Genomic DNA, 19,400 nt, shown 5'->3' with positions numbered 1-19,400 from the left:
ACTTTAAGTCGTCATTTTGAACAGCGAGGAACGAGCATGATTCGAAATCTGCTATCAAAGTGCTCGGTTGGTTTGTTGCTATGAAAGATCTTCAGCGTTCGTTGTTCTTAGATTCCGAGTCGCGCTTAGGTTTGCTGGAATGACGCGCTAGAGTTTCCTTCTAAGTATCAGATTGTTACGGTGCTTCTTTTTGAGTACACACCACACAGCGTCATTCGCCAGAACGAAGAATGAGCGATCAGGGAATCTCTTCCTTACTCACTACTTTAAGCCGTCATTCTGAACAGCGAGGAACGAGCGTGATTCAGAATCTATCGTCAAAGTGCGCTGTGGGTTCTTGCTACGAAAGACCTTCGGTGTGCGTTGTTCTTAGATTCCTAGTCGCGCCTAGGCTTGCTGGAATGACGCGCTAGAATTTCTGTGAAGTATCAGGTTGTTACGGTGCTTTTTGTTGATTACAGACCAAACAGCGTCATTCCCTAGAGTGAAGAATGAACGAGTAGGGAATCTCTTCTTGTTCACTGCTTTAAGTCGTCATTCTGAACAGCGAGGAACGAGCGTGATTCAGAATCTATTGTCAAAGTGCGCGGTTAGTTTATTGCTATAAAGGTGCTTCAGCTTTCGTTGTCATTAGATTCCTAGTCGCGCTTAGGCTTGCTGGAATGACGCGTTATAGTTTCTTCTTAAGAATCAGATTATTAGAACGCTTTTGCTGAGTGAAAACCAAACTGCGTCATTCCTTAGAATGAAGAATAAACGGGCAGGGGCTCTCCTTGTTGCTCGCTACTTTAGGTCGTCATTCTGAACAGCGAGGAACGAGCGTGATTCAGAATCTATTGTCAAAGTGCGCGGTTAGTTTATTGCTATAAAGGTGCTTCAGCTTTCGTTGTCATTAGATTCCTGGTCGCGCTTAGGCTTGCTGGAATGACGCGCTAGATTTTATTCTTAATAATCAGAATTTTAAGTCTCTTTGCAGAGTGAATACCAAACAGCGTCATTACCTTGAGTGAAGAATGAACGAGTAGGGAATCTCTCTTTAAATTCAATCTCAAAACAAAGGGCTTCCAATCGGAAGCCCTTTATTATTCGTGACAAGCGTTCTCTAAACACTCGCTTTTCTCAAGTGCTCTGCCAGTACTTTTGTGAACCTTGCTGCTTCACCGCCGGTACATGCTCGGTGGTCAAACGTAATCGACAGCGGCATGGCTTTGACTGCCACAGCTTGCCCGTCTCGAATTACAACCTTCTCAATGATTCGACCTGCACCGACAATAGCGACTTGTGGCGGTGTGACCACAGGCGTTGCGTAAATACCGGCAATTGCACCAAAGTTTGAAAGCGTAATGGTGGCGTGTTGCAACTGCTCACGACCAATCTTGCGTTCGCGTATGCCTTGTACGGTTTGATCTAACCAACGGCGTACTTCCTGAGGCTCATATTCGTCGGCATGTCGCAGAACTGGCACGTACAAACCGTGTCGGCTGTCTACGGCGATACCAATATTCACCGTACTGTGGACACAACGCGTCATGGTCTCAGCATCAAACCATGCATTCATGGCTGGCTCTTCCTGACACGCATGCACAATGGCTTGGACCAGACGAATACTGATGTCTTCACCTTGCTTCCAGCCTTCCAAGACGGCTTCTTCTGTAATGGTGACCGCTGCGACATTGTGATGGGATTCCGCCATGGTTGATACCATGGTTCGGCGTGCGCCTTTGAGTACTTCTGTACCTGGGCGTTGTTTGCCTGCTTCGTCGTAAATGTCGGCATCGACGATCAACCCATCTGGACCCCTGCCTTTGACCAACTCCAAATCTACGCCCAGTTTCTTCGCTAATAGGCGAGCAGAAGGTAGGGCAGTGATGAGGTTATCAGGCGATGGATTGTGTTCACCCCCAATCCAGAAATCATCCACATTCACGCTGTGCGCATGTTGGGATACATTACCGACCACGGTTGCTGCATCGGCAGTTTGTTTTTTCTCGGAGACGGTTTGTTCTGCGCCCGTTTCATCGATTTCAAGAAGTAGAGCACCAATGTTGATTACATCGCCTTCTTCGCCATGACGACTCACGATACGACCGCCATAAGGCGCAGGGACGTCCACGGTCGCCTTTGCGGTTTCGACAGTAAGCACCACTTGATCGAGCTTGACCATATCGCCAACACTAATATGCCATTTCACAATTTCTGACTCAGCGAGACCTTCGCCGAGATCGGGTAAGTTAAACGTCTTCATTTCCAATCCTCCACGAGTTCGCGCGCGGCGAGCACAATGTCTTCTTCCTGAATCATGTAATAATCTTCGTTGCGGTAGTACGGCATGATGGTATCCATGCCTGTGACACGTTTTGGTGGCGCTTTGAGTAGGCACATCGCATGTTCTGCGGTTCTGGCTAGCAGTTCTGAGCCGACACCACAGGTTTTGCTGGCTTCATGTACCACCAAGAGGCGTCCAGTTTTCTCAAGGGAACGGAAGATGGTCGCGGTATCAATGGGTTTGATGCTGGCTAAATCAATCACCTCAACTTCGATACCTTGATTGGACAGCGTTTGAGCCGCTTGCAGTGCTTCGACAACACACGCTCCCCAAGTCACTAACGTAATGTCGCGACCTTTGCGTAGGGTAAAGCATGTGTCGAGAGGTAGCGCTTCGCCGTTATCCACCACTTCAGATTTCACTGTGCGATAGATACGTTTTGGCTCAAAGAACATCACCGGATCGTTGCTACGAATAGCTGCTAGGAGCAAACCATAAGCGCGTTGCGGTGATGAAGGAATCACAACCTTAAAACCTGCGGTGTGAGCAAACAACGCTTCGACACTTTCAGAATGGTGCTCTGGTGCATGAATACCGCCACCAAAGGGCGCACGGAACACTGCAGGGCAGGTGAGTCGACCACGAGTACGGTTACGCATTCGCGCCGCGTGGCACATTAAATGTTCTAATGCAGGAAAGACAAAGCCTTGGAATTGAAACTCTGCCACAGGTCGTAGACCTTGCGTTGCCATACCGACAGTGACACCGCCAATAAGCGCTTCAGCAAGAGGTGTGTCTATAACGCGCTTAAGACCGTATTTTTGCTTAAGCCCGACAGTGGCGCGGAATACACCGCCGTTATCACCCACGTCTTCGCCAAGGACGATGACATTAGGATCGTGTTCCATTTCATGGTGCAGTGCGAGGTTCACTGCTTCAACTAACGTGAGTTCAGCCATGTTTCCCTCCCTGCATTCGCATTGCTTTGTTGATTAGCTCATCCCTTTGCGCATGAAGCTCTTGGGGTAGGGATTCATAAAGGAAATCGAAGCCCGTTTCAGGCGCTTGATTCGGCATGTTGAGATAGCGTTCAACGGCGAGTTCAACTTGTTCTTTACAGTGGGCTTGCCACTCTTGCTCTTTCTCGTTACTCCAAACGCCTTGTTTGGTGAGAAAGGCTTTAAGTCGACGAACGGGTTCATATTGCCAAGCTGTTTGAACCTCATCCTCGTTACGATAACGGGTCGCGTCGTCGGCGGTGGTGTGATCGCTCAGGCGGTAACTTATTGCTTCAATTAACGTTGCGCCTTTGCCTTTTCTGGCTCGTTCGAGGGCGGTCATTGTTGCATCAAATACCGCGACGACGTCGTTGCCATCCACCGTAATACCAGGGATACCAGCGCCTTTGGCTTTTTCTGAGAGAAATTCCGCAGCACATTGCAAACTGCGCGGCACGGAAATCGCCCATTGGTTATTGTTTACCACAAAAACTAATGGGATGTTCCATGCGCCCGCACAGTTAATGGATTCAAGGAAGTCGCCTTTGGAAGTACCGCCATCGCCGCACATCACCAAAGCCGCATCGTGATTGCCTTGGATTTTCAGTGCTGCTGCAACACCAACGGCATGGGTACACTGGGTTGCGATTGGGACACAGAAGGGGAGATCTTTGCTAGGAAAAGGGCTGCCTTCGGGAGCGAAGTCGCTGCCGCGTTCATCGCCTCCCCAGTATTGCAGGTTCTTCTCCATGCCTATACCACGACACCACATGGCGGGCATATCGCGATAATAAGGAACAAATACATCACTGGTTTTTAGCGCTCTGCCTACCGCTATCCCAACGGCTTCCGAGCCAAGGTGTGATGGATAGGTGCCCAATTTACCAGTGCGTTGCAGGGCAACGGCTTTGTTATCGTAGGTGCGAGTTAATACCATGTCTTGGTAAAACCCGACCAATGTTTCGAGATCAGCCCAGTTGGGTAGTTGGCTGACGAGGTTCCCATCATGGTCGATAAACCGATGCATGGGTAATGCCTGAACGTTCATCTCAAGCTCCTTTTGACGCTGCGGGTCTTTTGGACTGCAGCTGCTCATTATTTCGATCTCAGCCTGTATGGGTACTCAGGCTTTGATATCAGCGCAAAAGGTCATACCTAGGATTGCAGTTGTTTTGATAGTTGTCGACGCTTTTGGTGCTCGTCTCTCTAACAAAAGTGTGTTCTGGTAAAACACAAGGCGTCATTTATTACTGCTGTTTACACCGCCTAATCCAGTGATGAATCTTGGTATAACCAGATACAGTAAGTGTAAACAAATTGTTAAATTATGCTTTAATTTGAGTTGTAACCCACAGTAAAGTTTCGCTTACACCGTACTTTTCTAGGATAAAACACTGCTTTTTTGAATTGTACGTTTTCGAAGTTGAAGGGAATCACTGAGTTTGACAGGAAATTTGTAATAAAATTATGCTGTAAAATTCGACAGGTTGAGTGATTTATCAACCATATTCGCGCAGATCCAGTAACACGTTAATCTCTCCGTCACGCTTTGACGATAGATTTGAATTTGTCGCTTCCCTCGATAGTTGAATACAGGTAGTGTGGCGACTAATGAAAGTCAGTGATACACATGGAGAAGTTATGTACCACATTCATGTTTACTTCCCGCTTCAGCAGCAGGATAAAGCTCAAGCCTTGAATGAGATCATTCGTCAAGAACGCCAAGATGTTTTGCGCGTTTTCCCTTTAGTGTGCAAGTTGGTTGGTCCACATAAGATGCCGATGTTTGAGCTGCATGTTGAATCGATAAGTGATGAGTTTATCGCATGGCTTGATACCATTCGTGGCGGTTTTTCGGTTCTGATTCATCCAGTCAGTGATAACGAGCTGCGTGATCATACCGAGCGTGCGATTTGGTTAGGTCGTGAGCTTGGCGTGTTTGAAGAAAAGCTCGAAGCATAATTCGTTTGGGTAGACCGTTTCTTTCCCTCCTATTTGGTCTATCCAGATTCAGCAATTCCGTCCATCGTGTGCTAAACCTTAATAACGGTAGTGATAAAGTCGTCACTGCCGTTTTGATTATATTTATGATGTTTAACAATGCGTTAAAATAAGATTAAGCACAAAAACAGGGAAGTGCAGTTTACGACCCCAACGCCATTGGCAGTGGAAAAGGACATTTCTGGAGGGGAAAGGGTATGCTTACAATACTCTTAGTAGCACTTGCGCTGTATATTTTCTGGTTGTTGTTTCGTAACGGTCCTGCGTTTGCAGAGCGAGTGCCGAACAAAAAACGTAATTGGGTCGGACCAACGTCAAATCAAAAAGAATGGCAGGGCTATTGCTCCGAAGTCTTTCAGCCATTCAGTTCTCAAACTACCTTCTATGCCATCGCTTATTTTGCCAATTTTGTCGCTGCGGCAAACGCCATTTCTTGGTCGATCGTGTACGAGGGCGATTATTCCGTCATCATCAGTCGCTTCGGTAGCTATTTCATTCTCAACACGCACGATGCCTTGGTGATTTCTGGGTTCGTCGCACTGGCGTGTTTCATCATTAATTGGCAAATGGCGGTACACTGCGCGGGGATCATGAGCCAGTATTTGGTGCGAATCTTAATCATCAATCGTACGCGCTTCGTTGCGATTAGCTTGGTGTTCTGCAGTTACTTTGCTTACTTGCTGACTGTCGGTATTTTCTGGTTGTTCCACGACGGATACTCTATTTGGCATGGGCTTACGCTCACTCCGGTATTTCTGCTGTTGGCTTTATTGCTTGCGGTTGTGTTGCCATCAATGAAGAAAGAACCTGCCGAGAAAGAGTAAGCGCCCCTTATTTCATTGAGTTGCGGTAGTAATTCCACTGAGGTTGAGGTAGGATTGCCGACCTTTTTTTCGTCAGTGGGAGGACTTATGTATATCGGCTTTGACTACGGCACCGCGAACTGTTCGGTGGCGAAAATGGAACAAGGTGAACCGCAACTTTTAAACCTTGAAGGGAATAGCCCTTACATTCCTTCCACCCTTGCTGCACCAACGCGTGAGTCGGTGTCTGAACACTTGTTCCGCCATCGCAGCATCAAACCTTTCGATCAGGTTGGTGAGCAGGTTTTGCGTCGCGCGATCAACCTTAATCGTGAAGAAAGTATTGAACTTGAGCCAGAAGACATGGCGTTTGGTCAAGCGGCATTGAATCGCTACTTGGAAGATCCTCGCGATATCTATTACGTGAAATCACCAAAGTCTTTCCTCGGTGCTTCTGGTCTGCGTGATGTTCAGCTAAGTTTCTTTGAAGATCTGGTTTGCGCCATGATGGACAACATCAAAGCGCAAGCAGAGAACAGTGCGCAGCAAATTATCACTGATGCGGTGATTGGTCGTCCGATCAACTTCCACGGTCGTGGCGGTCAGACGGCGAACATTCAAGCGGAAGGCATTCTTCTAAGAGCAGCAAAACGCGCTGGTTTTCAGAACATCGAATTCCAATTTGAACCGGTAGCCGCAGGTCTGGAATACGAAGCAACGCTAACCGAAGATAAAACCATTCTGGTGGTTGATATCGGTGGTGGTACGACAGACTGTTCTTTGATTCAGATGGGACCATCTTGGCGAGGTAAAGCTGACCGTACCGCAAGTCTGTTGGCGCACAGTGGTCAACGTATTGGTGGTAACGATTTGGATATCGCGTTGGCGTTCAAACAACTGATGTTCCCATTCGGTATGGAGAGCAAGATGGAATCGGGCATCATGATGCCAACCACGCAGTTCTGGAATCCAATTGCGATCAACAATGTGGAAGCGCAGAGCGATTTCTACTCACGTGAAAACTTATCGGCGTTGAAACTGCTGCACAAGCAAGCGCAAGAGCCTGAGAAGCTGGCTCGTTTGTTAGAGGTTTACCATGAGTCGCTAGGCTACAACATCGTGCGTCGTGCAGAAGAAGCCAAAGTCGCGTTGTCTGATCAAGCGTCTTACCGTGCGGGCATTAACTTGTTGTCTGAGTTGATTGAAGTCGATGTTCAACGTGATGAGATGATTGAAGCGATTGAATCACCGAAGAATAAGATGACGGCTTTGGTTACTGAAGCCGTAGAGCAAGCTGGCGTGAAACCGGATGCGATCTTTATGACTGGTGGTTCGGCACGTTCACCTATTTTGCGTGATGCAGTGCAGACAGTATTGCCAAACATTCCAGTGGTGAGTGGCAACTACTTTGGTTCGGTCACTGCTGGTCTAGCGCGCTGGGCAGAGGTTTGCTTTAAGTAAGACTGAGTTAGCTGTTATTAGATTCCTGATCTCGCCTAGGCTCGTCGGAATGACGAGGCTGGAGCTTGGCTGATGTGTTGAGCACTAAGCCACTCAAACTTTGACAGAAGACTAAATAGGGTCATTCCCTAGAGCGAGGAACGAGCGAGTAGGGAATCTCTAAAGTGCACATCAGTACAACCAAAGGTGCACACGACTAGAATCATAGGTACCAAAAGCAAAAGAGCCCGCTGAAGTAGCGGGCTCTTTTCGTTTAAGTGATTAATGGTGGTGCGTGTGCTTTTCCATGTGGTCTTTCTTCTCAACCGCCATTTCTACTTCCACTTTACCTGCTTTTTTGAACGTCAAAGTCACAGGGAAACGGTCACCTTCTTTTAGCGTTTGGGTTGGGTTGAAGATCATGAGATGGAAGCTGCCTGGCTTGAATTCCACTTTCTGCTGAGGCTCTACCACGACTTCATCAATCTTAATCATCTTCATCATGCCGTCTTCTTTCGTGTGAGTATGAATTTCCACACGGTCAGCAATCGGTGTCGAAGCCGCAATCAGTGCGTCGTCGACGTCACCTAGGTTACTTAGCTGGAAGAAACCGCCAATTACTGGTGCATTTGGTGGCGCTTCACGGCTCCAAGGATGATCGATGTGAATCTTGCCTGCTTCGTATTCGTGAGCAAGGCTGAGTGGACTTGCCAGTAAAGCGACAAGAGCGATAGCTGTGGTTTTGATTGTTTTAAGCATTAGTGTTTTCCTTATGAAATTTGGCTTCTCCGATTCGAAAGTTCGATCGGCTTAATAGTTGTTTTCGTGTGCCACATGCAGAGCATTAGGCGAGGAAAGCACAAGGCGGTGATTGTTTTGGTGCGACGTGTTTATAGACTTGTTTGCCACAAATCGCGAATTGGTAATGTATGAGCGTGTTCTTAGTGCGCCTTAGCCAAGAAAGCGTAGCAAGGTAAAGTCCTAGCGTGATAGAAATAAAGAATTGCGCTGCTTGCAATAACGGACACTCAAATTGAAATCCATCATGCAGATTAAGGTCTTGAACAAATTCAGAATTGGGCAGTGCGTTGGCTTCAATCAGTTCGTTAATATCCACCCATTTAAAGCCATCAGCGGTACACAGCAACACCTTTTCATCTTGAACTTGGTTTAGCCAGTTTTCGCTGTGGATTTGCGTAGGATTCAGTGCCGCAGTCGACGTTAGGTACAGCTGAAACAGCACAGCAATGATGATCGTGATAGCGCTTAGTGTCTGTTTTCCTTGCTGTATTCTGAGTATATCCATGCGACTCGGTAGTGAGATTTTTAACGCGGCGATACTAACAAACGAACAATAATTTGTAACTATAAGTTTATAAAACGGTGATGTGAGTGTGTTTTATTTGTTTTGTGGTTATTTGTTCTGAGAACCGAAATCGCAAATGTCGTTATCCAATAGCCTTCTAAATCCATTGGTAGGCTGAATTTTAGTAATTTTGTTGGTGATTTTACGTGCTAGAATCGCACTGATTCAATTCAAACTGATTATCTATTCCTCACTTGTTTTCCATTAACGGAATTATGACAGTAATTTAATAAAGGATACGGTATTCTCCGCACCTTTGTAGTTGCTTGAAGCGCCCATCACATAAGGGCTGCGGAATCTTAAGAAATTTCTCCAATGAAATACGAACAACAGATCGGATATCGATATCCTAAAGGTCGATTTGCTATGGTGAGCGTGTACGCGTTTACTGGCGCTGCGATTTTAGCATCGACTATTTTTTCTCTTTTACTGTTTTTGTCGATTGACGAAAACCCAATGATGCAGGCGCTATTTGGCGGTCTGGCAATCATCTTTGAAGCGGGCAAGTTTTACGCTTGGTATGAATACGGTGAGCGTCGTGCACACAGAAACTACACCGGAGCCCTAACGGCGTTAGTTTTCTATTTGGTGCTTGCCGCTATTTCTATCGGCGGCAGTATCGGTGGCATCAACAGTGCGACCAACAGCGCCCAAAGTCATATCTCTGTAGAACAAGCGAAAGTGGAAGCCTACAACCGTCAGATTGCGTCAATCGATAAGCAGATTGAACTGAACAACATGGCGGCGCAAAAGTACATCGAGATGGAGCGTATCGCAACTGGCGTAACGCGCATTCAAGAGCAGAACAAGAAGCTACGTGAAGAGCAGCAACGTTTAGCAACAGAGCGTGATAGCTTACCGCCAGTGGCGCAAGGTTCGGTGATTGGTCTTATCGACAGCTTAGCGAAAGCGTTTGGAACGACATCTTCTCAGGCGCAGCTGGGCTTGGTGGTGTTCTTATCTATCTTGTTGGATTTCTTTGCTGCTTTCTTTGTGGGTTTGATTGGTGAAGAGAATCGCTTCCGCCATTTCTTCCGTCGTAACGACGGGATAACGTTAGCAAACATCCGAGATATTGACCCAGAGCCAGCGGGATACTTGCCTCATATCAAAGAGGAAGCCGAGCCTGAAGCGCAACAAGAGCTTGAACCAGAAGAGCCAAAAACGTTATTAGAGCAGGTGAGTGACGCGTTAAAAGGTCACCAAATTACTTGCACCAAAAAAGCGGTGGCGAAGCAGTTCAGACTTTCGGCAGAAGAGGTCGACAAAGTGTTTGAAGAACTAGCTAAACTTGGTTTAGTCGGTAAGAAAGCCAACCACCATTACCACTGGATTGGTCAGACCGAAGTGGCTTAAGCATTGTGAACGAAAAAACAAAGGAGCGTCCAGATGGACGCTCTTTTCATTTACTCTAAACCCATATTTCACCAATCGACTCACTTCAGGCTGACGATTAATCAGTGATGATCTTCTTGGTTGTGTTTTTAATAGGTTTCTTCTCTTTCTCTGGCATTGCAGCGTCGACGGCCTTACCTGCAAGTCCTTCCTCGGGTAGCGCGTCTTTACCGGCTTCTACCGTGCTGTCTTTTAAGGCTTCTTTTGGTGTGCATCGACCACCGACTCCCACTACCGCTTTAGTCGCTGTTGCTTTGGCTGCTTTTTCTGCGTCACAGTCTGGGTCCAATACGCCAGCGTCCGCAGAGGTTGCGCCAAATAGGAGGAGAAGTAGGGCAAGGTTACGTTTGCTCATTACAGTTACCGTCTTCATGTCAACATGGATTAAGTGTAACTGAGTGATATGAGTTTGCAGGAAAAGAAAAGTGCCGCAGACGCGACACTTGTGAGTTTCTGTTGTAATTTCGGAGCCTTAGTCGTTCGCGACCTCGATTTCTCTTGCGATATTTTGATCGTTTACAACTACACCATCAACTTCAATAGTCGCACCGTCTAAGTTCGCTTCTTGTACGCCATTAAGCTGAGTATTGGTATCAATCACAACCGTTTTGGTTTGGAATTCTGGTCCATGATCGTTTTGGCAAGCAAGCACGAAAGTTCGGGAGTTTGCGTCGTAACTGTTTACTAAGCCTGTGCACTCAAAAGACTCTAATCGCTCTGATGTATTATCGTTGTTTGTTGCCGCGAAACTGCTTGCTGAAATACAAGCACCGAAAAGCATAATTAGAGGTAGTGTCATTTTACGCATTGTTAATCCCTCATTTGGTTATACGTATCTGTGGTGAAAATTGAAAAGAAAAGACGATACGAGAGAGGGAAGAAGCACCACAGCGGAGTCGGTGCTTCTTAGTTGGGTTTGTTGTATTTATATTGACTTAGTCGTCAGATTCCCAAGGCTCAATCTCAAGTGCAAAATTTGTGTTATTGATGATAGTACCTTCCACTTCTACATGTTTATTAGCGATGTTTGAAAATGACAGACCATCTTCAAACATTGTTTTGCTATTTACGACCACGCTAGAGTTATCGATAGTTTGGTTTAAATCATTCCAACAATGATCGATGTCGAAAGTTGCGGTGTCCACGCCGTTAATTTTGTGGTTTGCTACCCAGCCAGAACATTCGAACTCATTAACGTTCCAATCTTCTTCGTTATCATCTGCCCAGTCTGGCTTTTCAAACTCGACATGAGTTGCAACCGGGGTGTTCAATGTTCCCATGACAGAAGTCACTTCAACTTCAGAGCCGACGGCTAGATTGGCGATCAACGCTGGGTTACAAGGTGCGTCATCATCATTTTGGAAGCAAGTTTTGCCATCAATGATAAATGTTCCGCGGTAGTTAAGCTCGAAGGCGCTCTGGTCTTGGTTTACCCAAGTGACGATGCCTTCAACATCATTTTCTCCTTGTAGTTGGTTGTAGCTTTCAACTTCAACTAACGAGGCATGAAAAACGTTGCCATTGAAAGAGCCTTCTGCTTCCACCCATTGACCCACTTGTAGATCCGCAATGCGGTCATAAGCGACAGTCACATTTGCACCAAGTTTGAATTCTTTCTTATTAAGGTCAATGCTTGAAATTCGACCTTCAACTTCATCTTGATCAGACAAGCTGGTTTCAAATTTTACGACTGAAAGTACTTTGTATTGGTTGTTCGCCGCAGGTAGAGAAGACACCATTACCCAGTCACCACTGTCAATATCAGAGTTAATGAGTTCTGGATAGACAAGTTCAAAACCATTGATGGTGAACTTGCCCGCGTTTTTGTCGATGCTCTTAATGTGACCAGTCATGGTTGGTTCTAGTGTTACAACAACGGGTGCACTAGACGATTTTTCCTGACCAGAACCAACTTGAACCATCATGTTAGGCTTCACAGAAGCAAGGTTGGTTTGTTTACCACCATACATAACTTCTGATACTCGGTAAGTGTAGCCATTTACTGTGATTGAACTGTTTTCACTACTTACAGACTCTACGGTACCGATAGCTGCACTTGGTTTCGCTACAGGTTGAGTTGACTCTCCTTCCGTAGGATGTGTAGAAGAGTTATCGCTACCTCCAGACCCACCACAACCTGATAATGCCAAACCCACTGCCGCTACAAGCGCTAATTTTTTCATGATATCGACCTATTTTGAAAGCTTATTTATGAATTTGGTTGTATCTTATGGCGCTTATCGTGAAGTGTTCGTGAAGAAACGTGAGCCTATGAAAATATTAATTGTCGATGATAATCACAATGTTTCAGAAACTATTGCGGATTATCTAGAGCTCGAAGGAATGACGATAGATTGCGCTTACCATGGAGAGGCTGCGCTAAATTTAATTCAAGAAAATCATTATGATGTCATTATTATGGACATCATGATGCCAAAACTTGATGGCATCAGTACAGTCGAGAAACTCCGTCGTGAGCAACTTTGTGGTACCCCAATTTTGTTCTTGACCGCCAAAGATACTCTCGATGATAAAGTCGCGGCATTCAATGCTGGTGGTGATGACTATTTGATGAAGCCATTTGCCATGCAAGAACTTAGCTTGAGAGTACATGCATTAGCCAATCGAGGTCCAAGACAAGATATTGGCACGTTAAAGTTTGCAGACATAAGCTTAGATGTGAGAACCGATGAAGTGACTCGCAATGGTAAACACATCAAACTCAGCCGCATTCAAACTAAAATTCTAAAGCTGCTTTTAAAGCGCGCGCCTGCAGCGGTGTCTCGTACCGAAGTAATTGATAATGTATGGGGTGATGAGCCTCCAGGCAGCGATGCATTGAGAAGCCATATCTATGGTTTAAGAACGGCGCTCGACAAGGGTTTTGATGATTCCAGACTAGAGACGATTCATGGACAAGGTTACCGACTCAAAGCATAAAGAATACCCAAGTATTTATCGCAAGATCCGCTGGGGATTTGGTTTAATGACCTTTGCGATGTTTACCCTATTTTGGTCGTTAATTTATGTAGCGGAGAACAAACTCGAAGTACTGAGCTTACACCACTGGTTGGATACAGAGGTAGAGCTGTACCAAGAGAACTTCCAAAACATGGGGTGGGATGCGCCGCTTCCTAACGTTCTAGAATTTGATTCTTATTGGAGTGAAGCACCAACGCCGGAGTGGCTGTTGTCTTTCAAGTTTCCCGGTTTCTATGAATACCTTTTAGGCGAGGAGGATAAGCATTTTGTCGTGTTTGATCACCCGTCTGGTAAAGGCTTGATGTACATTGTCTTTCAAGATGACTCGGATGACTACTTGGATGAATACGAAAGCTCGCTGCACCAATTCACATTCTTTTTAGGTGGATTGTTTTCTTTGATCATGGTTGGCTACGGTGTCTATATGGTGCGCATTTTGTCGCGTCCACTTGCCAAGATTGAAGACAAAATAGGGCGAATGCCACCTGACCAACCGGGTTTCGATGTGGATACCAAATTCAGCGAGACTCGTCATATTGAACAGACTCTGTTAGATAGTAAAAATGAAATCGCAGGGTATTTTCGTCGTGAGCAAGAGTTTAGTCGCTTTGCTTCTCACGAACTGCGCACGCCCATTATGGTTATTAAAGGCTCAACAGACATTTTGGCTCGCGTACCGGATCAACCGCCCATTGCTCACAAAGCTATCACACGTATGCAATCGGCTTGTGAGGAAATGAGAGTGTTAACGGAAGCCTTCTTACTATTGGGTAAAGAGAAGGTAGAGCCGCAACACTATGCCGATCATGCGTTAACCACATGCTTAAAACAGCAGTTAGCTGAGCTTGCACCTCTATTTGCTAAACAGGGAGCAGAATACAACCTGAGCGAAAATGAGAGTGGGCTCGTTCATGCCCCAGAGAGTTTTGTGACGATTGTAATTAATAACCTGATCAAAAACGCGTTTAGCTACAGTATTGGCGATATTGAAATCGTGTTGATAGGCACGCAACTTACTATTGTTAATCGACACGATGGTAACGAAACCTACAATGCAGGTTATGGTTGTGGCTTAGTTATTGTCGAACGTATTTGTGAGCGCATGAGTTGGCCATTTGAACTGGATGATGATGGCGTAAGGTTTACCGCTACGGTTGATTTTCGATCGTAAAGTCATCAGATCATTAGATTCCAGTAACACACTCATAAACGGTTAGTTGCAAAGCCAGAGCCTCGACTCTGGCTTTTTTGTTCCTAACTGCCAGTGAAACAAGAAAAAATCTCGATTTGAATTAGACTCATAAGAGTAAAAATGAAACCCAAGGAATGGTTATGCTCTCTTATCAGGTCAGCCGAAGTATCGAAATCGAAAAGACGCAAAGTGAAATCATCGATTATCTGAAAGATTTTACCCATTGGTCCGAATGGTCACCATGGATAATTTTGGAACCGGATTGCGAACTTACGTACAGCGAAGAACAAGGAAAAGTTGGCTCAGGATATCAATGGAATGGTAAACGTATAGGTACAGGGGCGGTGGTACTGGAAAGTACACAAGAGCATCGCCTTGATATGGAGTTACACTTCTTTCGACCATTTAAAAGTCAGGCGAAAGTGACATTGATTGTGACGCCGTCACAGAAGGGGTGTGCAGTAGAATGGATGATGCAATCCCGTGTACCTTGGTTTTTATTCTTCCTTAAGGGGATGTTTAAATCCATGATTGAAATGGATTATGATCGCGGTTTACGTATGCTAAAAAGCCAGTTGGAAACCGGGCAAGTCTTATCTCAACTCAAAGACCTCGGCTCCCGGAAACAAAACGAAGTCAGCTACATTGGCTTGGCTGGGGCAGGAACTATTTCAGAGATTGGTCCTGTTATGCAGCAGCATGTCGAACGCTTGTTTGAAATGGCAGAAAGAGAAAACCTCCCCGTTACTGGAGAGTTGTTTTGCTACTACCTTTCGATGGACATGAAGCGTGGTTATTTTGAGTTTATCACGTGCTTACCAGTACAAGCAGGAGTCGTGGCGAGTGGCGAGTTTGTTGCTGGAACTATCCCCGCCAGTGATACTTATGTCGTTGAACATAAGGGAGAATACTGGTTCTTAGGTAACGCGTGGTCATTGGTGATGAACCTAACGCGACAAAATGGCATTAAAGTGAAAACCAAGCCGTTAGGGATCGAACGCTATATGAACAACCCCAATGAGACAGAGAAAGCAGATTTGTTGACCGAGGTAATTGTCTTCAAGAAATGATGTGCGTTGTAAAAGTATGAAGAAACACCATGTTTCAATCCAACTGCATGATAATATTGATTAATCAATTAGAACGATAACCAAGGTGATGAGTGCGATGCTCAAGTACCTCTCAGTTACTTGGATAAATAGCACCATCGCATTATGTCATGGATGAGATATGAAACTTAAATATTCCCTAATTACTGCCTGCTTATTAGCGTCTACTTCTTATGCGGATGAAGCCCCTAAAAACATCATCTACATGATTGGTGATGGCATGGGACCTGCTTTTACGACTGCATATCGTTACTACCACGATGATCCAAGTACAGAAGAAATAGAACCAACAGTATTTGACTCAATTTTAGTCGGTATGGCGAAAACCTATCCAGACGATGCTACTTATGTCACTGACAGCGCTGCGAGTGCAACGGCATTGAGTACAGGATTCAAAAGCTACAATGGTGCGATTGCGGTTGATGCTGAGAAGAAGCCAATTAAGACAATGTTAGAGATGGCAAAAGAGCAGGGTATGACGACGGGGCTTGTCGCAACCTCGCAGATCAATCACGCTACCCCAGCGAGTTTTGCCGCACATAACGAATCACGCCGAAACTATGATGAAATCGCCAATGATTACGTCGACAATAAAGTGGATGATCAACTGCCAGTCGACTTGTTACTCGGAGGTGGTGTCCGTTATTTCGAACGAGATGACCGTAACTTAGTTGAAGAGTTTAAAGAACAAGGGTATCAGTATATTACGGACTTCAAACAACTTCCGGCGTTGCAAACCTTGCCTGCTCTTGGCTTGTTTGCAGATAAAGCATTTCCGTTCGCATTGGATGAAAACCCAACTCGATTGCAAGTGATGACCAACAAGGCGTTGTCCTTACTTCAACGCCAAGATAACGGCTTTTTCGTCATGATTGAAGGCAGTCAAATAGACTGGTGTGCTCATGCGAACGACATTGCATGTGCGATGGCAGAAATGGATGACTTTGCAAAATCAATTGAACTGGCAAAAGCTTATGTTGATGCTCACCCAGATACGCTTTTAGTCGTTACGGCGGACCACTCCACGGGTGGTTTAACCCTCGGCGCTAATGGTCAGTATTTATGGGATACAGAAGCGATTAAGGGCGTTCATACTACAGCGTGGCCGTTGGCGATGTCTTTGGCCAAATCTCACGATATGACCGCGACGTGGAATGAGTCCGTAGATTGGGCATTAACTAAAGATCAAAGCCGACAACTAGCATACGCAAAGTTGAGTGAAGAGCCAGCTAAAGCGCTTTACAAAGAAGTGAAGGATATTATCAATAAGAAGAGTTATACCGGCTGGACGACGAAAGGACATACCGCAGTCGATGTTCAGGTCTTCGCTTATGGTAAAGGCTCTGAGCAATTTATTGGTTCGCAAAACAATACGGATATCGCTAAGAAACTAATCAACTTTATTCAATAATGGATGGGTGTCGATTGATAGCTTCTTGGGAGCGAAGTTGTTGTAAAGTTGATAGTTTTACGTGCTTCTTCATTTCTTAAAAAAAAATACCTCAGCGATTGCTGAGGTATTTTTGATTAAAAGCCAACTTCTCTTGCTAGAGAATTATTGTGCACGGTATTTACCGCTGTTTAATTCAATTTTAGACGCTTTTACGCGACTGTCAGCATTCAGATAGTCACTGATGCCCAAAAGGTCTTGTCCTTCAGAGGCTTTGAATACCGCTGACTCGCCCTGAGCGAAAACAACTTCAAGTTTGAGTTCTTTTGCTACTGCGTTAGCGTCTGCTGGATTTTTTACCGTGACAAAGATAAGGCCGGTTGCTTTTGATACATTGCTAAATGCATTCTTAAACACCTCGTCACCTGCATGCAATTCAGCGGCTTCTGAAAGGTTGTCGACAGACAGTTTACGGTAATCTTGACCGTTAATTTCTACTGCATCAGACGCGATGAACAAGTCTGGTGTTGGTTGCTCCGCTAATTGTTGCTCTGCTTGTACGGCAGTTGCCAACGTTGATAGAGCCAAAATCGAAAATGTCATAAATTTCATGTGAATGACTCCTTAGTGACCAAAGATACGCATAGACCAGTTCTTGATAACGCCTGGCTTAGCATTGTTCGCCATCGGTACATCATAGATAGCTGAAGAATTGAAATATGCAATGAATGAGAACACTTCATCACCATTAGTATCGATAGCGCGTAGCGTCCATTCACCTTTCGCGTTTTCACCATAGAAGTGGTTCGAAAGCATCAGTTGGTTCTCGTAACCCGCAATGCTTGGATCCAGTGATTGTCCAACCAGACCGTTGCGAGGCGTTTGTAGAACAGAACGAGTGCCTGATGGAGAGATCAGCTCGATTGCCAAATCTGGTAGACGTGAATGGTCCAGTGTTAACTTCACTTGAACCGATTCAACCGTAATGTCATCAGTAACAGCGATGGCTGATGAGCCGCCCGCTAGACTTGCGTCTGGAACACTGACTTCTGTCGAGTTGCTTGCCCAAGGCGTAATGATTTGTGCTGGCAGAACATTGTTTGTCATGCGTGCACGTTTCATTGCTTCGTCTAGGTTTACAGCACCAAAACCATAGAACGTATGGAAATTAACGCCAGCTGCGTTCGTCTGCCATGGAGAAATCGCTTCATAGCTAACAACTTCGCCTTGACTATTAACGAACTCAAGTGGCACTCCTGGGTGATCTTCGTCTGTTACACTTGCTGTTTCTGCAAGTAACGCACGAACGTCACGAGCAGTCAGTGCGTGGTTAGTTGACATGATGGCAGCAATGGCACCTGAAGTGTTTGGCGCTGCAGATGAGGTGCCATTCATTGTGCTGGTGTAGTTACAGTTTGGATCTTGCTCTGTACCACCATGGAGACCGTTAATACCAAGATCAGCACTGGTGTTTTGACCTTGTTCACAACCCATCAAGTCGGTGGTGACCATTGCTGGGAAATCTTGACCGTATTCACCAGCAGGCGCTGCAACCCAAACGTTTGAACCCACTGAAGAGTAACTTGCGCGGGTACCATCAGCACGCAAAGCGCTGGTTACTAAGTTGTAGTAATTTGAGTTGTCATAAGACTGCACTGCGTTGTGCATAGGTAGCCCTTTGTTGCCACCGCCAGTAAAGAAGTCACCTGGTAATACAAAGAATCGACCCGTATTGAAGTAACGATAGCCGTTACCTGCTGATTTTACGAACACGGCTCCGCGACCCCAAGCGTTATTCTCGCTGACGTCTTTCATCACATCCACTTCCAATTTGAACTGTGGATCGTTTTCATCGAAAGCAATTGGGGAAAGAGGACTAAAGCCGTAGCTTTGGTTGAATACACGAACATCGCTTGTTGACGCATCTGCACCGTGAGAAATCAACCAACCTTCAAGAGTTTGGTTTGCGAGCCAGTTAAAGCCCATTAGAGAAGAGCGAGAAGCGACACCGCGAACCCCTTCGCCATTGTTACCAACGGCACTGATCAGACCGGCAACCGCGGTACCGTGACCATTTGCGTCTACCGGATAATCAGATGGGAAAGGAGAGTCTTCGATGAAGTTTCGGCTACCTGTGACTACGTTACCTGCAAGATCTGGGTGATCGATCTGTACGCCTGAATCAATGACCGCAACCTTAACGCCAACACCAGCAATGCCCATTGCTTGAGTGAGTGTTGTGTTTAGGTCGTTACCGGCAACAGCAGGGTTCGCTGCAAACGCAGTTTGTCCGGTGTTGTTTAGGTGCCATTGCTCAGAATAGAGCGGATCGTATGCCGAGACGGCAGGTGAAATGCCTACTGCTAGCATCGCAGCGAATAGGCGATTAATGCGTGTTTCCATTTGTGACCTCATGTCTTTGTTTGGAATTTTTCTTCCTGTTCGGTACTCCTTTAAA

18 protein-coding genes are annotated in these 19,400 nt (G+C 45.7%); 8 read left to right on the top strand and 10 right to left on the bottom strand.

The genetic code is table 11. The features are described from left to right. Positions 1-1,102: 1,102 nt before the first annotated feature. The 3 genes from OH463_RS18240 to pdhA are packed head-to-tail and all read right to left on the bottom strand — an operon-like array spanning position 1,103 to position 4,312. On the bottom strand, positions 1,103-2,245 hold the full coding sequence (locus tag OH463_RS18240) for a dihydrolipoamide acetyltransferase family protein (RefSeq protein WP_269991936.1): 1,143 nt from the start codon (positions 2,243-2,245) through the stop codon (positions 1,103-1,105). Then, positions 2,242-3,225, bottom strand: a complete 984-nt coding sequence (locus tag OH463_RS18235; RefSeq protein WP_269991934.1) for an alpha-ketoacid dehydrogenase subunit beta — start codon at positions 3,223-3,225, stop codon at positions 2,242-2,244. The genes OH463_RS18240 and OH463_RS18235 overlap by 4 nt, the downstream gene beginning before the upstream one ends. Further along, positions 3,218-4,312 carry a pyruvate dehydrogenase (acetyl-transferring) E1 component subunit alpha gene (gene pdhA, locus OH463_RS18230; RefSeq protein ID WP_269991933.1) on the bottom strand — a complete coding sequence of 365 codons (1,095 nt, stop codon included), beginning with the start codon at positions 4,310-4,312 and terminating at the stop codon, positions 3,218-3,220. Before pdhA ends, OH463_RS18235 begins: the two co-directional genes overlap by 8 nt. Positions 4,313-4,905: 593 nt before the next feature. On the opposite strand from pdhA, the gene OH463_RS18225 reads away from it, so the two are divergent. The 3 genes from OH463_RS18225 to yegD all read left to right on the top strand — a co-directional run bounded on the left by OH463_RS18225 (position 4,906) and on the right by yegD (position 7,529). Further along, complete coding sequence (locus OH463_RS18225) at positions 4,906-5,226, top strand: DOPA 4,5-dioxygenase family protein (protein WP_005450131.1); 321 nt, start codon at positions 4,906-4,908, stop codon at positions 5,224-5,226. A gap of 236 nt (positions 5,227-5,462) precedes the next feature. Continuing rightward, positions 5,463-6,089 (top strand): hypothetical protein, encoded by a 627-nt coding sequence (locus OH463_RS18220; RefSeq protein WP_009696323.1) that lies wholly within the window; start codon positions 5,463-5,465, stop codon positions 6,087-6,089. A gap of 87 nt (positions 6,090-6,176) precedes the next feature. Beyond that, complete coding sequence (gene yegD / locus OH463_RS18215; RefSeq protein ID WP_269991932.1) at positions 6,177-7,529, top strand: molecular chaperone; 1,353 nt, start codon at positions 6,177-6,179, stop codon at positions 7,527-7,529. Between the two features lie 261 nt (positions 7,530-7,790). Here yegD and OH463_RS18210 read toward each other — a convergent pair whose 3' ends face one another. Together OH463_RS18210 and OH463_RS18205 are read right to left on the bottom strand one after the other, a co-directional pair. After that, complete coding sequence (locus tag OH463_RS18210) at positions 7,791-8,267, bottom strand: copper chaperone PCu(A)C (protein WP_029790722.1); 477 nt, start codon at positions 8,265-8,267, stop codon at positions 7,791-7,793. A gap of 85 nt (positions 8,268-8,352) precedes the next feature. Further along, positions 8,353-8,814, bottom strand: a complete 462-nt coding sequence (locus OH463_RS18205) for a hypothetical protein (RefSeq protein ID WP_269991929.1) — start codon at positions 8,812-8,814, stop codon at positions 8,353-8,355. A gap of 375 nt (positions 8,815-9,189) precedes the next feature. On the opposite strand from OH463_RS18205, the gene OH463_RS18200 reads away from it, so the two are divergent. Continuing rightward, the gene (locus OH463_RS18200) at positions 9,190-10,230 is read left to right on the top strand and encodes a hypothetical protein (protein WP_017190882.1); all 1,041 of its coding nucleotides are present in this window, start codon (positions 9,190-9,192) and stop codon (positions 10,228-10,230) included. Between the two features lie 97 nt (positions 10,231-10,327). On the opposite strand, the gene OH463_RS18195 is transcribed toward OH463_RS18200, so the two are convergent. The 3 genes from OH463_RS18195 to OH463_RS18185 all read right to left on the bottom strand — a co-directional run bounded on the left by OH463_RS18195 (position 10,328) and on the right by OH463_RS18185 (position 12,452). After that, positions 10,328-10,624: a hypothetical protein gene (locus OH463_RS18195; RefSeq protein ID WP_045487290.1), complete on the bottom strand. Its 297-nt coding sequence runs from the start codon at positions 10,622-10,624 to the stop codon at positions 10,328-10,330. Positions 10,625-10,741: 117 nt separating this feature from the next. Then, the gene (locus tag OH463_RS18190; RefSeq protein WP_017190880.1) at positions 10,742-11,077 is read right to left on the bottom strand and encodes a hypothetical protein; all 336 of its coding nucleotides are present in this window, start codon (positions 11,075-11,077) and stop codon (positions 10,742-10,744) included. Between the two features lie 127 nt (positions 11,078-11,204). Then, on the bottom strand, positions 11,205-12,452 hold the full coding sequence (locus OH463_RS18185; protein WP_269991928.1) for a DUF5666 domain-containing protein: 1,248 nt from the start codon (positions 12,450-12,452) through the stop codon (positions 11,205-11,207). Positions 12,453-12,540: 88 nt separating this feature from the next. Between OH463_RS18185 and OH463_RS18180 the strand changes: the two genes are divergently transcribed. The 4 genes from OH463_RS18180 to OH463_RS18165 all read left to right on the top strand — a co-directional run bounded on the left by OH463_RS18180 (position 12,541) and on the right by OH463_RS18165 (position 16,963). Beyond that, the gene (locus OH463_RS18180) at positions 12,541-13,209 is read left to right on the top strand and encodes a response regulator transcription factor (RefSeq protein ID WP_005450120.1); all 669 of its coding nucleotides are present in this window, start codon (positions 12,541-12,543) and stop codon (positions 13,207-13,209) included. Beyond that, the gene (locus tag OH463_RS18175) at positions 13,181-14,422 is read left to right on the top strand and encodes a sensor histidine kinase (protein WP_005450118.1); all 1,242 of its coding nucleotides are present in this window, start codon (positions 13,181-13,183) and stop codon (positions 14,420-14,422) included. The genes OH463_RS18180 and OH463_RS18175 overlap by 29 nt, the downstream gene beginning before the upstream one ends. Positions 14,423-14,583: 161 nt before the next feature. Continuing rightward, positions 14,584-15,513, top strand: a complete 930-nt coding sequence (locus OH463_RS18170) for an SRPBCC family protein (RefSeq protein ID WP_009696317.1) — start codon at positions 14,584-14,586, stop codon at positions 15,511-15,513. A gap of 160 nt (positions 15,514-15,673) precedes the next feature. Then, complete coding sequence (locus tag OH463_RS18165) at positions 15,674-16,963, top strand: alkaline phosphatase (protein WP_269991927.1); 1,290 nt, start codon at positions 15,674-15,676, stop codon at positions 16,961-16,963. A gap of 144 nt (positions 16,964-17,107) precedes the next feature. Here the strand turns inward: OH463_RS18165 and OH463_RS18160 are convergent, their stop codons facing one another. After that, positions 17,108-17,554 carry a hypothetical protein gene (locus tag OH463_RS18160; RefSeq protein ID WP_152164337.1) on the bottom strand — a complete coding sequence of 149 codons (447 nt, stop codon included), beginning with the start codon at positions 17,552-17,554 and terminating at the stop codon, positions 17,108-17,110. A 12-nt stretch (positions 17,555-17,566) separates the two neighbouring features. Further along, positions 17,567-19,345 (bottom strand): S8 family peptidase, encoded by a 1,779-nt coding sequence (locus tag OH463_RS18155; RefSeq protein WP_269991922.1) that lies wholly within the window; start codon positions 19,343-19,345, stop codon positions 17,567-17,569. Positions 19,346-19,400 lie beyond the last annotated feature (55 nt).

Origin of the sequence: Vibrio sp. NFR, assembly GCF_027587095.1 — a bacterium.
GTDB classification, from domain to species: domain Bacteria; phylum Pseudomonadota; class Gammaproteobacteria; order Enterobacterales; family Vibrionaceae; genus Vibrio; species Vibrio harveyi.
This window is presented reverse-complemented; position numbering and strand designations above follow the sequence as displayed.